Here is a 13345-nt window from a genome sequence, read left to right as displayed (position 1 = left end):
CGCGGCGAAGCCGACGGCGGGGACGAGCGCTGCGGCGAGCAGGGCCGGGCGCGCCTGGCCCGGCCGGGGCGGCGGGGCGTCGCGCAGCGGCGCGGGTGCCGCACCGTCCTCGCGGAATGGAAGCCCGGCGAGGATCAGGAGCAGGATCACCGCCGAGAAGAACCCCCAGCCATAGATCACATGGTCTGCTGCCGCGGCCTCGGCGCTGCCGAGATACTCGGCGAGCACGATGATCCCCCAGGCGCGCACGCCGTTGGCGAGGATCGGCACCGCGAGGGCGAGGCCCATCACGATCAGCCTCCGCCAGGGGCTGCGGAAGATCACGAGCGCATAGAGCGCGCCGAACGCGAGGGAGGCGATGATGAAGCGCAGGCCTGCGCAGGCCTCGGCGACGTGGAACAGCCCCGCCGGGGTCTCGATCATCAGCCCGTCGACGTAGTGGGAGATGCCGACGAGATCGAGCCCCCAGTCGATCAGCCGCGCGGTGATGTGCTGCAGCGGCGCGACGGCGAAGCCGCCGAACGGGACGAGGAAGATCAGGTAGGCGAGCGGGCCGGCGAAGGCGAGGGCGAAGCGCCAGCCGAGGATGGCGAGGACGAGAACCTGGGCGAGGCCGAAGGCGGCGAGCTGCCGCCCCTCCATAACGCCGAGCCGCTCGGCAGCGAACCAGGCGATCGTGCCGGGGATGGCAAGCAGCGCGAAGAGCGGCGCGGGGGCGGGGGCGAGGGAGGCGAGGCGCTCGCGCCGCTGCCAGAACAGCCAGGCAGCGATCGGCAGCACCAGCCAGCAATGGTTGTAGGCGGTGGAGGAATTCCAGACCCGCACCGCGGCGGCGATCTCCTCGGAGAACAGCACCGCCCAGGCGGCAAGGCCGAGCGCGAGGACCACCAGCGCCGGCCGCCAGGCTGCCTGCGCCCGCGGCGCGCCGGGCAGGGCGGCCGTGCCATCGGGGCCCGCCTCGGCCGCAATCCTTCCCATGACGTTCATGCCGGTCTTTCTACCAGCGGTGCCGCCCCGCCCCAAAGCGAAAGCCTTGCACACCACACTCCCTGCATGACGTGAGACAGATCGTGACGTGATGTGCAGACAGGGGCGTGGAAAACGACGAAGGGCGCCCGAAGGCGCCCTTCCTGCCGCTCAGGATGAAGACGGTCAGCGGCGGCGGCGAAGCCGCGCGGCGCCGAGGCCGAGCAGGCCCATGCCGAGCAGCGCGAGCGTCGCGGGCTCGGGAACCGGCGTCGGCCCGCCGCTGCGGAAGCGGAAGTCGTAGGCGGGCCGCTCCTGCGAGGTGCCGCTGTTGAGGAATGTGATGTCGCCGGTAATGACGATGTCGCCGGCCACGCCGCTGTAGAACTGGTCCACCAGCGCGCCGTTCGGCGTGATCGAGGGCAGCGAGGTGCCGTTGATCAGGAGGTTCGACAGCGTCGAGCGGGCGGTGCTGCCGCCCTCGTTGCCGGAGATCGAGAGGTAGCTGAAATCGATGCCAGCATAGGAGACGAGGCCCGGCGCGGCGAAGCTCGACCGCGAGATGACCTCGCCGGCGCCGAAGCTGCCGCCGCGGTTGAAGTCGACGCTGAGCTGCAGCTCGCCCGTCGCCTGCGTGAAGCGCACCTCGAACCCGTAGGCCTGGTTGAGCTGCCATACCGGGCTGCCGCCAGGGTTCAGGGTCGGGTTCTGGTTGAGGCCGTTGGCGTCGTAGACCGAGGCCTCGAAGCCCGTGGCGCCCCAGCGGATGCGGGCGCCGATCTCTGATGTCGTGCCGCCGGGATCGGCGACCGCGGCAACCGAGGCGCTCGCCGTGCCGGTCGGAGCGAAGGCGAAGACGCTCGCGGCGACGGCGGCGATCAGCGTGGCGCGGGATACGAAGGACGTCATGTGAACGATGTCTCCCAGGGAAAGCAAACCTGCCTCCGCCACTGCAAGCCTCGCGCCAGAGTAGAAAAAACTTTTTTATCAGACACTTGGGCGATCATACCCCGGCGTTTGTCAAAATCTCCGACAGGGACACTCGGCACCGCCCAGCATCGCATCGAGGGGCGCGAGCGTGGCGTGCCAGTCATGCCCTGCGAGCATCGCCGCCCGCCCCGCCTCGCCGAGGGCCGGATGGGCGCCGTCGAGCACCGCACCGACCGCCGCGGCGAACCGCTCCGGACCGTCGGCGACGATCAGGTCGCGCCCCGGCACGGCGCGCACGCCCTCGAAGGCGGCCGTCGTCGCAACCACCGGGCGCGCCATCGCCATCGCTTCCAGGACCTTGTTCTGGATGCCGCGGGCGATCTGCAGTGGTGCCACCGCGACGGCGGCATGGGCGAGATAGGGGCGTATGTCGGGCACCGTGCCGGTGACGAACACGCCCTCCCGGTCCGCGAGCGCGCGCACCGCCGGCGCAGGGTTGGCGCCGACGATGTGGAAGCCGGGGCTGGGCGTGCGGGCGCGCAGGAGCGGGAACACCCGCTCGGCGAACCAGGCGACGGCCTCGATGTTCGGCCGGTAGCCCATCGCGCCGGTGAAGACGATCGCCGGCGCGCCTTCGGGAAACGGGTTCGGATAGGCGGCCGAGGGGTCGAACCGCGCGGCGTCGACGCCGTTGTCGAGCGCCTGGAGGTGCCGTGCCTCGGGAGCGAGCGAGACGAAATGCGCCACCTCCTCGGCCGAGGCGAGAAGCGTGTGGTCGAACGCCTTCGCCGCGGCGCGCTCGAGCGCGAGCAACGTGCGCGCCTCGCGCGCATGCACCGGCCGCAGCACGGCCGAACCCGAGCGCGCATAGGCCGCGAACTTGGCGCTGTCGACATCGACGAGGTCGAGCACGCGCGCCTGCGTCGCGGGGTGGCGGGGATGGCCCATCACGTAAGGCGCCATGGCGGAGGAGTAGACGAACACCGCATCGTAGCGCCCCGCGGCGAGGCCCTTCCTCACCCAGGCATCGAGGGCGGGGTGGAAGAACCAGCCGCGCGTCAGCGTGCCGCCCGGGCGGAGATGGCGGAGCGCGCGCAGATAGGCCCGCATCCCGCCCGCGACCTCGTGCGCCTCGAGATGCGCGACCTCGGCGGTCAGGGCCGGGATGTGGCGACGGTCGGCCGGGTCGTCGACGAGGCAGCCGACATCGACGGCGAAGCGGCGGCGCAGATGGTCGAGGATGTGCCAGGCGCGGATCTTCTCGCCCTTGTCGGGCGGGAAGGGAATGCGGTGGCAGAGGAAGAGGAGCCGCTTCAAGCGCTCAGCCGAGGCCGCGCACCAGGGGCGGCCCGAGAATGTTGGCGAGCCATACGGGCATGCGCTTCCATAGCGCGATCATCGCCCTGTATTTCGGGTTGTTTGGGTTGTTGTCGGGGATCGCGGCACCCGGCCCGAGGCGGTAGCAGTAGTGCAGTTGTTCCGGCTCGAAACCGAAATTCTTCTTGAAGGCGAAGGCCCCCGTTCCGGCCTTGGAGCGGCCGAAATCGAACAGCGTCGCGCCGCGCTCGTTGCCCGCCCGCCGCATCACCTCCCAGTACATCACCTCGTTCGCCGAGAGGCCGCGCGCGGCATGGGTTCCGCCGCCGTAATAGGGCAGCACCTGCTCGCGGAAATGGAAGTTGAGCACCGAGGCGACGGGCGCGCCCTCGTGCAGCACGGTGGTCACGTCATGCGCGCCCGGAAACGCGTCCGCCAGCGCCTGGAAATACCGGCGCGGGAAGACCGGCGAGCCGAGGTTGCGCACGCTCTCGGCATAGACGCGGTGCAGCGTCGCGATGTCGCTGTTCGAGACCGAGGAAAGCCCCTTCTTGAAGCCCTTCCGCACCTCCGCGCGTTGCTTGCGCGGAATGTTACGCTCCTGGTCCTTCACGTCGTCGCCGGTGATGACGATCGTCTTGCGGAACGTGTAGTAGAGCGGCGGGCGATCGAGGAAGCCTTCGTCCGCCCCCTCGATGCGGCGGAACTCGAGCACCGGCGCGCCGAGCCGCTTCTGCAGCGCCTCGGCATGCGAAACGAGCGCCGCCTTCGCCTCTTCCGTCACCGCCACCGGCCCGCCATAGACGCAGAAGGGCGTGGAGGCGAGCAGGTCGCCGAACAGCATCGTCTTCATCCGCGCGAGCGGCAGCACGCCGGTGATCGCGCCATCCTCCTCGGCGAAGGCGTAGTGCGTCGGGTGGCCGAAGGACCGCTCGATCACCCCGGCCCAGGGGGAGAGGTGGAAGAAGCTCGCCGCCTCCGTCGCGTGGACGAAACGGTTCCAGGCCTCGGCGGCCCCGGCCGGAGCCTCCGCGAGCAGGCGGACGGTGACGGTCATCGCTGCGCGGCGGCTCCGATCTTGCCCAGGATCTCCGGGGCGAACACCGCGTCCATCCGCCCCCAGGCGAAGTCGCGCAGCAGCCGCGTCACGCGCGCGGCCATGCTCGCCATGCCGGTGTAGTGGCGGAAGCGGGAGAGGCGCGGCGCCTCGTGCACGCGCGGCTGGTCGGGGTCGATCTCCCAGGGGTGGAAGTAGAAGATCCCCCGCCTGTGCTCGACGGCGTTCACCCGCGAAAGCCCGCGCCGGAACAGGGCGTAGGGGAAGAGGCGGAACCAGCCGCCGCCAGAGCAGGGCAGGTTGCGCGCGCCGACCCGCACCGTCGTCATCGGCAGCTCGATCACCCCCGACGCATCCGGCCGCCACGGCCCGCGCGGCGCGTCCGGCGCGCCGTAGAGGTCGTGCTTCACCGGGAAGATCGAGGAGGAATAGGCATGCCCCGTCTCGGCGAGGATCGCGTGCGCCCAGGGCGCGCTCGCCGGTCCGATCGAGAAGGTCGGCGCGCGGTAGCCGATGACCGGCACCCCGCCCGCATCCTCGAGCGCGGCCTTCGCACGGGTGAGGTCGGCGCGGAACCGCTCGGGCCCGATCGCGTGGACGAGCTCGTGCAGGTGGCCATGGCTCGCGAGCTCATGGCCGCCGGCGACGATGCGGCGGATCAGCGCGGGATGGCGCTCCGCCACCCAGCCGAGGGTGAAGAAGGTCGCGCGCACGCCCGCCTCGTCGAACAGGGCGAGGATGCGGTCGGTGTTTGCCTCGACGCGGCGGGGCAGCGCGTCCCACGCGTCGCGGGCGATCGTTCCGGCGAAGGCCTGGACCTGGAACCAGTCCTCCACATCGACGCTCATCGCGTTGACGACGGGGGCCTTGCTGACGGGCGCAGCCATGGTCACGGCCCGCGGCCACCATTGCTCGCGAAGAGGTCCATCAGCCGGTTGAACACGCGCTCGCGGCGGGCCGAGACGCGCTCGAGCGCCTCGATGCGGTGCGAGAGCTCGGACAGCCGCGGGTCGTCGGCGAGGCTGTAGCCGTTCGTGCCGCCATGCGAGAGCATGTAGCCGTGCGCTGCCGCCGCGGCGTTGGCGGACATCGCCGGCCCCACCCCCATCGGCGTGCCGGGCACCACGCCGCCGGAGAGATCCTCCTCGAGCTCGCGCGCGGTGATCTCGACGGCCTGGGCGGTGATCTCGCTCGCCTGCTCGAGTGCCGCACCGAGCAGCACGCGCGAGGCAAGGCGGTTGATCCGGCGCGGGATGCCGCCGCTGTAGCGGTGCACCATGTCGAGCGCGGCGGCGTGCCAGTGCGGGTTGCCGGTCCAGCCGACGGCGCGAAGCCGGTGCTCGATATAGGCGTGCGTCTCCTCCCGCGAGAGGCCGCCGAGATGGTAGGAGGCGAGCACGCGCTGGCGGAGCTGGTCGAGGTCGGGGCTCGCGATGGTGCGGCGGAGCTGGGGCTGGCCGAGCAGGATCACCTGCAGGAGCGCCCGGCCCCCCTCGGTGATGTTCGACAGCATGCGCAGCTCCTCGAGAGCCGGCATCGGCAGGGCCTGCGCCTCGTCGACGATCAGGACGTGGCGGCGGCCGACCTCGTCGCCGCCGCGCAGCATCTCGGTGATGCCGCGGAGAAGCTGGGCCTTGTTGCCGTCCGAGGGCACGCCGAACCCGTCCGCGACGAGGCGGAGCAGGTCGTCGCCCGAGACCTGGGTGGTCATGATCCGCGCGACGGCGAAGGCGGTGGGGTCGAGCTCGGCGCAGAGGCGGTCGATCAGCGTCGTCTTTCCGGCGCCCACCTCGCCGGTGACGATGACGAAGCCCTCGCGCTGCTCGAGACCGTAGACGAGATGGGCATGCGCGCGGCTGTGGACGGAGGAGGCGTAGAACAGCCGCGCATCCGGCGTCATCAGGAACGGGTGGTCGTGGAAACCGTAGAACGCGGCGTACATGATGGCTCCTTGGGCCGTGCAGCAGGCCTCAGGGCCCTTTAGAAGCTTTGTCGCAGGCCTAGGGTAAAAATATTTTGCATGGCATCCCCGGCATTCTGCGACCCCGTCTGCGTGATGCCGCCGTCACGCATGTTGAACCGGTAACTGAGCGCACCAGCAAGCCCCGGGCGAAGCTCCTGCACAAGCGAGACACCGAGGCCATAGGTATTGGTATTGCCCCCGCCCCCGCTCTCGCTAATTCCGACGGTGGCAAAGCTCACAAGGCTCGTGGTGGGCGCGAGGTCATGGCCCCAGCGGATACCCACTGAGGTGGCCTCGGAAGAGACCTGTGGGGCATTCACACCTGGATCCTGCGCGACAGGGTCGCGGTTAGTCATCGTCACAAAGAGGCTGATTGTGTCACGCAGCCAGGTTTGGCTGATGGAGGCCGTGGCGAGCGTTTCCTTGTAGAGCCCGCTCTGCACGCCGAGGGACGAATTCACGTAACCAGGCAGCACCGGGATGCCAGTCTGTGCATCGACGGGATTGCCGAGCGGGTCGAGCGTCGTAGTTGAGAGCAGGTCGCCGGCAGTCAGCGCCGAAGTGGTGAGTCGTTCCGAGTAAGTCGCCGCGAGCCGGGTGCGTACGCCCACGGCATAGGAACCGTTGAGGTAGAAGGAACGGAAACCATCGCGCTGCCCGTATTTCGCGATGATCACACTGTCGGGGTTCGGCGTCAGGCGCACACCGAAGGCCCAGACCGCGTCGTCGATATCAATCTGCGGGATGGTGTTGAAGCGCTGGCGCTCCCAGCCAAACTCGATGAGGCCGGCGACGAACTGAGTGAAGGCATAGCGCGTCTCAACCACGCCGATATCGCGGTATGCGTCGCGGTAGAGCCCATCGCCCTCGAAGCGGGTGCCGCTCAGCGTGCCCTGCATGGCAAGCCTGCCAAAATCCTCGCCGGTGCGCACAACGGCATAGGCTTGGTGGGAGCTGTACTCCGACGGGGCGAAGCTCGAGGGGAGCTGATCGATCGGCAGCGCGGCGTTCGGGTCAACCCGGTCCTGGTTCACATAGGTGTAGACATAGCCCACTCGCGCCGTGGCGGTGCCGCCAAAGCGCTGCACGATGTAGGGCGAGGCTGAGAAGCTGAGCGTCTGGACCTCATCACCGCGCGCGGTTGAGGCCTCCGTTCCCGGCGTGAAGCCGCCGCTGAGCGACTGCACCGCCGCGCTACCGCGGGTGTCAAGGAACAGGAAGTCCGGGATGGCGGCAAAAAGGAACTGCCCATTGCCCTGGTGATTAAGTCGGCTCTCGTCGTCGTTCTGCCAGTAGTAGTCGTAGCTCGGGGCGTAGTTCAGCGTGCCCTGGAGCCGCAGCGTGTCAACACCGAGCAAAAGTCCCGGCGTGATTCGGGTGATGAAGTCGTCGCGCTGGTTAGTAGAGGAAAAGTCGATGTTATCGTTGTAGATCTGCTCAAGACCAAGGCTCGGCACAATTCGCCACGCCCGCTGGCTCGCAGGCTCGGCGCCGACGGCGGTGAAGGGAAAACCGACCGTGCCGGCACGAGTGCGCGAATCCGGAGTGAGTGGCGCGCTTCCCGGCCCGCCGAAACCGATGAACCCCCCAGGCTGGGGCGACCCGCCAAGCGTCCCGCCAACCGCGGGCCCCTGTGGAGCGCCGGGCGCCGACACGGACGGCCCCGATGGCGTAGACGGTACGGTAGGGCCGGAAGGCTCGATCTGTGCCACCGCAGGAGATCCAAGAAAAACAGCAAGATAAACGACACTCGCCGCGCCTATCCTGCCGTCTGGTCTGGCCAGATGGAGAATGCTCCTAGCTTCCTGGATAGGCCCCGTAGGCGCTGTAGCCGCCATAGGCACCGAACGTGTCATTGGCCGTCAGCACCGCACGGTTGAGGACAAGTTGCAGGGTTGGACAAGAATCTACCATATCGAGCGCCGCCTCAACCTCGCTTCGCTGGGTGCGCTCGGCCTCGACGACCATCAGCACCTGTCCCGCGATCGGCGCAAGGGCGCCCGGGTCGGACGTGGAGAGGCAGGGGGGCGTGTCGAGCACGAGGAGGTGCTCGGGCAGGGCGGCGGCGAGGCGCAGCAGCGCTGCGGTGACGAGCTGGCCCGGCGGGATGCCCGGAAGCTCCGACGGGACAGGCCCGTAGGAGAGCAGCGACAGCCGCTTGATCGCCGTCGGGATGAGCATCGAGGCCGGCGGGCGCGACGGCTCCGCGGCGAGGATGCGCAGGCCCGGCGTGCCGGAATGGCCGAGCAGGTGGCTGATCGACATGTGCTTGCCGTCGACATCGACGAGCACGACCGGCCGCGTGCCGCTGTTGGCGAGGCTCGCGGCGAGATTGAGCGACATGAAGGTCTTGCCCTCGCCCGGCCTGGCGGAGGTGACCATCACGATGCGCGGGCAGCGCCCGTCGGTCGCGCGCGTGGCCTTCACCGTGCGCAGCACCGCGTGCTGGATGACCGCGATCTCCTCGGAGAGGCGGGAGCGGGCGATGCCGCCGGGGGCGACGACGAGCCCGGCAGAGACGAGGGTCTCGACGCTGATCGGCTCGATCCCGCCCGGGCCGGGCGCGGCCGGCGCACCGAGGGGAGCCTGGAGTGGTGCTGCCTGGGGCGCGGCGCCAATGGCGGCCCCTGCTCCTCCCCCTGCCCCGGCCATGGCGGGGACGGGCTGAGGCGAAGCGGCCTGCGTCGCTGCGGCGGCGGGCTGGGCGGGAACGGATTGGGCTGGGGTGGGCTGCAGCGCGGCCGCCTCGGCCGGGGCGAGCGAGGACCGCCCGGCCATGGCCTCGACGGCACGCTCGACCAGATGGGCGCGGGAGCGCGGTTCTGCGTTCACGTCACGAGCCTCGCCACAAGCTCTGGCACGCGCGCCACGAGCGTCTGGCCGCCGATCAGGACGGCGCCGAAGGTCAGCAGCAGCAGCGCGAAGCCGCCGGCGAACGCCACCACCGCGCCCGCCTGGCGCCGCCGCGGCACGGCGGAGGAGACGCCGCCGAGCACGGGCAGGCCGAGGCCGCGCAGGTCGTGCGTCGTGTAGAAGCCACGGTCGAGCTGGATCAGCAGGAACACGAGCACCCCGCCCGCGCCAAGTCCGGCAGCAAGGACGCCGACAGCGAAGAGGAAATGGTTTGGCCCGCTCGGGATGGTCGGCAGCACAGGCGGCTCGACCACCTCGATGCGCATCCGGTCGCTCTCGTTGCGCGCCGCGCCGGCGATCTGGAGAGACTCGCGGCGGCCGAGCAGTTCCTCGTAGTTCTTGCGCACGATGTCGTAGTCGCGGTCGATGTTCTGCCTCTCCGCCATCACGTGCGGCGCGGTGCGGGCGAGCCGCTCGAGCCGCTCGCCCTCTGCCGTCTCGTCGCGGAGCTGGCGCTCGAGCGAGGCGATCAGCCCGTCCTGGTCGATCAGGCGAAGGCGGATCTGCTCGTAGACCGGGTTGGCGATCGCGCCGCGGCCGGACGAGGCCACGCGCGGCGCGCTGCCCCCGCCACCACTGCCGCCCTGGGCGCGCAGCTCGGCGACGATGCTTGCCTGGGCGCGCACCTCGGGATGCTGCTCGGTGTAGCGGAGGCGGAGCTCGCGCAGCTGGCGCTCTGCCTCTGCGAGGCGTGGGTTGCCGCCGCCTGTCGCTGCCTGCGCCTCCGCGAGGGTCTGCGGCGTGCCCTCGAGCTGCTGGCTGAGGACGGTGCGGCGAAGCCGCGCGTCCTGCAGCGCGCCGTTCAGCTCGACGAGCTTCTGTCGCGACTGCTCGAGCCGCGTGGTGCCGCCGAGCGCGGCCGAGGGAAGGATGTCGACATAGCGGGCGGTGAAGTCGGCCTTGCGGGCCTCTGCCTCGCGCAGCTGCACCTCGTAGGCGGCGATCTGCTGGTCGAGGAAGGTGCGCGCGGTGCGCATCTGCTGGCGGTCGTTCGAGGCCGCGGCATCGAGGAACAGCGCCACGATCGTGCGCACCACATCGTAGGCGAGGCGCGGGTCGCTGTCGGTGTACTCGAGGCGGAAGAGCTGGCGCGTCTGCGGGGTGAGCTTGATGTCCTTGGCGAGGCTCTGCAGCAGCCGCTCGCGGCTCTCGGTGTCGTAGACGCGGAGGTCGAGGTCGGTGCGCGCGATCACCCGCTCGAGGTTCGGGCGGGCGAGCAGCGTCCGCTGCAGCATGTCGACCTGCTGGGCGGGCGAGCTGTCGACCGCGAGGCCGCGCAGCAGCGTGCCGAGCAGGGCCTCGGGGTCGGCATAGATGCGGGCATTGGCCTCGTAGCGGCTCGGCAGGAGGTAGACCGCCACCCAGCCCGGCAGGCAGATCAGCCAGGCCAGCAGCAGCGCCTTCCAGCGATGCCGCCAGCCGGCCGCGGCGTAGCGCCGGGCGAGGGCAGGAAGGTTCATGGCCTCAGAACCAGCCTTGCGGGATGACGAGCGTGTCGCCGGGGCGCATCTGCACGTCCTGGGTGATGTCGCCGTCGCGGATCAGGTCGTTCAGCCTGACGCGGATGATCTGCGGCGGCGCATCGGGGTTCTCGCGGCGGATGATCTCGGCGCGGTTGCCAGAGGCGTAGCGGGTGAGCCCGCCGGCGCGGATCACGACGTCGAGCACGCTCATCCCCTCGACATAGGCGACGGTCAGTGGCTGCGCCGCCTCGCCGATCACCCGCACCTGCTTACCTGGAACACCTGTAAAGGAAGTCACCATGACCGAGACGGTCGGCTCGCGCACATAGGCGCGCAGCTTCTGCTCGATCTCCTTGGCAAGCTCGGTCGGCGTCTTGCCGGCGACCTCGACATCGGGGACGAGGGGAAGCGACATCCGCCCGTCCGGGCGGACCGGTAGCGCGACGGATAGCTCCGGCTGGCGATAGACATCGACGCGCAGCGTATCGCCCGGACCGATCACGTAGTCGGGGGCGCGGCCGATCTGCGGCGCGGGCTGCGCCGGCGGCGGGGCGCTCTCGCAGGCCGCGAGCGTGGCCGCGAGGCCTGCGGCCAGCAGGGTGGATCGGAGGGGTCTCTGCAGCCTGGTTTTCATGTCGGTCTCGGTCACGGTGTCGCCTGCCCGGTGAGGTCGCCGGCCGATCCGCCGCCCGCCCGGACGGCGACTTCCCCGGAAGCGGCGGGGAGCCGCCAGTCCAAGGGCCGCGCATGGAAAAGTCCGGCCGACAGCATGTTCATAACAATGACAGGCTTCACCTCACAACGAGGAAAACCACGGAATACTCGTTTTCGAGACATACCCCCACGGTATGGTCTCACTCGCGTATTTTTCATCCTACCATACCATGAGGCTCTTGCAACGGTTGCGTTCCTTGGCCAAGGCGGGAAAGCCCCCGCAGCGGCACCTGGGGCGCTGACGCATCCTGAGAGTTGATCACGACAACCCCAATACGCCCTTAACGTCCGCACGTGTCCGGCGACGACAACTTTCCACGAAATCAGAACAAGTCTCTAATTTTGGGATGGACTTCTTGAGCCAAATCATTGTTTAAATCGTGGCGTCACGCTTGGATCATTATAAGCGTCGAAGCCTCCGGCCCGTGGGGGGTCGGATGCATGGAACGACAGGGTTGTCGGGGGCACAGCCATGACAAAGCTGTTCGGCCACAGCGTGCGTTCGCATGTGCTCCTGCTCTACCTGGCGGAGACGGTCGTCTGCTTCCTGACGGTCTTTGCCCTGATCCGCTTCGGCCTCGCCAGGGACCTGCCGCCCATCGGCTCGCCCCAGGGTGTCGCCTTCGCCTCCATCCTCGCCCTCTCCGCCGGCCTCATCGCGGCCGCGAGCGGCCTCTACCAGCCCGACGCCTGGCGCCGCCTCGGCCGCTTCCTGCTCGGCTGCGCCGTCGCCGCGGGGCTGCTCTTCCTCGTCGCCCTGGCCGCCCTCGCCGTGATCGAGCCCGGCCTCGAGGGCACCGCGCACTGGGACGCGCTCGGCGTCATGCTCGCCGGCCTGTTCGCCGCCATCATGGCGACGCACCTCACCTTCGCCGCCGCCATCCGCTACGGCCTGCTGCACCACCGCATCGCCCGGCTCGGCGGGGCGGACGGTACGGTCGCGTCCGCGGGGCAGGAGGAGACGGAGAACCCCTTCGTCGTCGCCCTCGCCACCTCGCCCGAGGCCGCCGCGGGGCCGCGCTTCTCCCCGGAGGCGCTTCGGGCAGGCCGGATCTGGGCGGTGATCGCCGACGACCCCTCCCTCGTGCCGGCCGAGCGGCGCGCCGCTTGGCGCGAGGCCGGGGTGCGGCTTCTCTCGACCGCCGAGTTCGAGGAGCAGCGCACCAACCGCCTCGACCTCTCCCACCTCTCCCCCGGCTGGACCAGGGGGCTGCGCGAGGGCCGGCTCGAGCAGGCGCTGCGGCGGGGCATCGACATCGCCGGCAGCCTCGCGCTCCTGCTGCTGACCCTGCCGCTCCTGCTGCTGACCGCGCTCGCGATCCGCCTCGACAGCCCCGGGCCGGTCTTCTACCGCCAGGAGCGGGTGGGCAAGGGCGGCCGGGTCTTCACCCTCTACAAGTTCCGCTCGATGTGCCGCGACGCCGAGGCGGCGGGCCAGCCGCGCTGGGCCGGGCCGCGCGACGGCCGCGTCACCCGCGTCGGGCGGCTGATCCGGCTGACCCGGATCGACGAGATCCCGCAGGCGATCAACGTGCTCTGCGGTCACATGTCGCTCGTCGGCCCCCGCCCCGAGCGCCCCGCCTTCGTCGAGCAGCTCTCCCGCGCCATCCCGCACTACGACGACCGCGCCGTCGTCCGCCCCGGCATCACCGGCTGGGCGCAGGTCAACTACCCCTACGGCGCCTCGGTCGAGGATGCGCGGATGAAGCTCGCCTACGACCTCTACTACGTGAAGCACCGCTCGCTGTTCCTCGACCTCCTGATCCTGGTCGCCACCGTGCGGGTCGTGCTGTTCCAGGAGGGGTCGCGGTAGCCTCGGGGGCTGCCGCGCCATGCATGTGACGCCTCTCGCCTCCTCCGGCCTCGCCCTCGCCGCGTCGCTGTTCTGCCTGTTCTGGGCGGTCGTGATCCTGCTTGCCGGCCGTGGCCGCACGGCGGGCTGGCTCGCCGCCGCCGCTGCCGCGGCCGCCCTCTGGCTCGGCGCGGTCGCGGCCTTCCCCGCCCAGCCGCTCGACGGGCCCG

12 protein-coding genes are annotated in these 13345 nt (G+C 70.2%); 2 read left to right on the top strand and 10 right to left on the bottom strand.

All coding sequences use genetic code 11. The features are described 5' to 3' along the window. From xrtA to FIF60_RS20670, 10 genes are all read right to left on the bottom strand, one after another. The coding region (xrtA, locus tag FIF60_RS20715; RefSeq protein WP_158639332.1) for an exosortase A at positions 1-978 on the bottom strand (978 nt) is incomplete at its 3' end. Between the two features lie 174 nt (positions 979-1152). Continuing rightward, complete coding sequence (locus tag FIF60_RS20710) at positions 1153-1875, bottom strand: PEP-CTERM sorting domain-containing protein (RefSeq protein ID WP_144300190.1); 723 nt, start codon at positions 1873-1875, stop codon at positions 1153-1155. Positions 1876-1986: 111 nt separating this feature from the next. Continuing rightward, entirely contained in the window at positions 1987-3213 is a 1227-nt protein-coding gene (locus FIF60_RS20705) for a TIGR03087 family PEP-CTERM/XrtA system glycosyltransferase (RefSeq protein ID WP_144300189.1), read from the bottom strand. Between the two features lie 4 nt (positions 3214-3217). Continuing rightward, a complete protein-coding gene (locus FIF60_RS20700; protein WP_144300188.1) occupies positions 3218-4270 on the bottom strand; it encodes a FemAB family XrtA/PEP-CTERM system-associated protein in 1053 nt (350 codons plus the stop codon). After that, positions 4267-5157, bottom strand: a complete 891-nt coding sequence (locus tag FIF60_RS20695) for an XrtA system polysaccharide deacetylase (protein ID WP_144300187.1) — start codon at positions 5155-5157, stop codon at positions 4267-4269. The genes FIF60_RS20700 and FIF60_RS20695 overlap by 4 nt, the downstream gene beginning before the upstream one ends. Positions 5158-5159: 2 nt before the next feature. After that, positions 5160-6212 carry an ExeA family protein gene (locus tag FIF60_RS20690; RefSeq protein WP_144300186.1) on the bottom strand — a complete coding sequence of 351 codons (1053 nt, stop codon included), beginning with the start codon at positions 6210-6212 and terminating at the stop codon, positions 5160-5162. A gap of 38 nt (positions 6213-6250) precedes the next feature. Further along, positions 6251-7945 carry a TIGR03016 family PEP-CTERM system-associated outer membrane protein gene (locus tag FIF60_RS20685; protein ID WP_158639331.1) on the bottom strand — a complete coding sequence of 565 codons (1695 nt, stop codon included), beginning with the start codon at positions 7943-7945 and terminating at the stop codon, positions 6251-6253. An 85-nt stretch (positions 7946-8030) separates the two neighbouring features. After that, the gene (locus tag FIF60_RS20680) at positions 8031-9065 is read right to left on the bottom strand and encodes a P-loop NTPase (protein ID WP_144300184.1); all 1035 of its coding nucleotides are present in this window, start codon (positions 9063-9065) and stop codon (positions 8031-8033) included. Beyond that, positions 9062-10606: an XrtA system polysaccharide chain length determinant gene (locus tag FIF60_RS20675; protein WP_144300183.1), complete on the bottom strand. Its 1545-nt coding sequence runs from the start codon at positions 10604-10606 to the stop codon at positions 9062-9064. Before FIF60_RS20675 ends, FIF60_RS20680 begins: the two co-directional genes overlap by 4 nt. A gap of 4 nt (positions 10607-10610) precedes the next feature. After that, entirely contained in the window at positions 10611-11258 is a 648-nt protein-coding gene (locus FIF60_RS20670) for an XrtA/PEP-CTERM system exopolysaccharide export protein (protein WP_239451743.1), read from the bottom strand. A 537-nt stretch (positions 11259-11795) separates the two neighbouring features. Between FIF60_RS20670 and FIF60_RS20665 the strand changes: the two genes are divergently transcribed. Both FIF60_RS20665 and FIF60_RS20660 read left to right on the top strand, forming a co-directional pair. After that, complete coding sequence (locus FIF60_RS20665) at positions 11796-13136, top strand: exopolysaccharide biosynthesis polyprenyl glycosylphosphotransferase (protein WP_144300182.1); 1341 nt, start codon at positions 11796-11798, stop codon at positions 13134-13136. 19 nt (positions 13137-13155) lie between these two features. Beyond that, on the top strand, positions 13156-13345 hold a 190-nt coding region (locus FIF60_RS20660), incomplete at its 3' end, for a hypothetical protein (protein ID WP_144300181.1).

The sequence above is a fragment of the Elioraea rosea genome, from assembly GCF_007644105.1.
Taxonomy (GTDB): domain Bacteria; phylum Pseudomonadota; class Alphaproteobacteria; order Acetobacterales; family Acetobacteraceae; genus Elioraea_A; species Elioraea_A rosea.
The sequence above is the reverse complement of the archived record's forward strand: the minus strand, read 5'-3'. Positions and strand labels throughout refer to the sequence as shown.

Bases quoted from the DNA above. Each gene is read 5' to 3' on its own strand.
- FIF60_RS20700 (WP_144300188.1), bottom strand. From the start codon at position 4,270: ATGACCGTCACCGTCCGCCTGCTCGCGGAGGCTCCGGCCGGGGCCGCC.
- FIF60_RS20675 (WP_144300183.1), bottom strand. From the start codon at position 10,606: ATGAACCTTCCTGCCCTCGCCCGGCGCTACGCCGCGGCCGGCTGGCGG.
- FIF60_RS20710 (WP_144300190.1), bottom strand. From the start codon at position 1,875: ATGACGTCCTTCGTATCCCGCGCCACGCTGATCGCCGCCGTCGCCGCG.
- FIF60_RS20695 (WP_144300187.1), bottom strand. From the start codon at position 5,157: ATGGCTGCGCCCGTCAGCAAGGCCCCCGTCGTCAACGCGATGAGCGTC.
- FIF60_RS20690 (WP_144300186.1), bottom strand. From the start codon at position 6,212: ATGTACGCCGCGTTCTACGGTTTCCACGACCACCCGTTCCTGATGACG.
- FIF60_RS20665 (WP_144300182.1), top strand. From the start codon at position 11,796: ATGACAAAGCTGTTCGGCCACAGCGTGCGTTCGCATGTGCTCCTGCTC.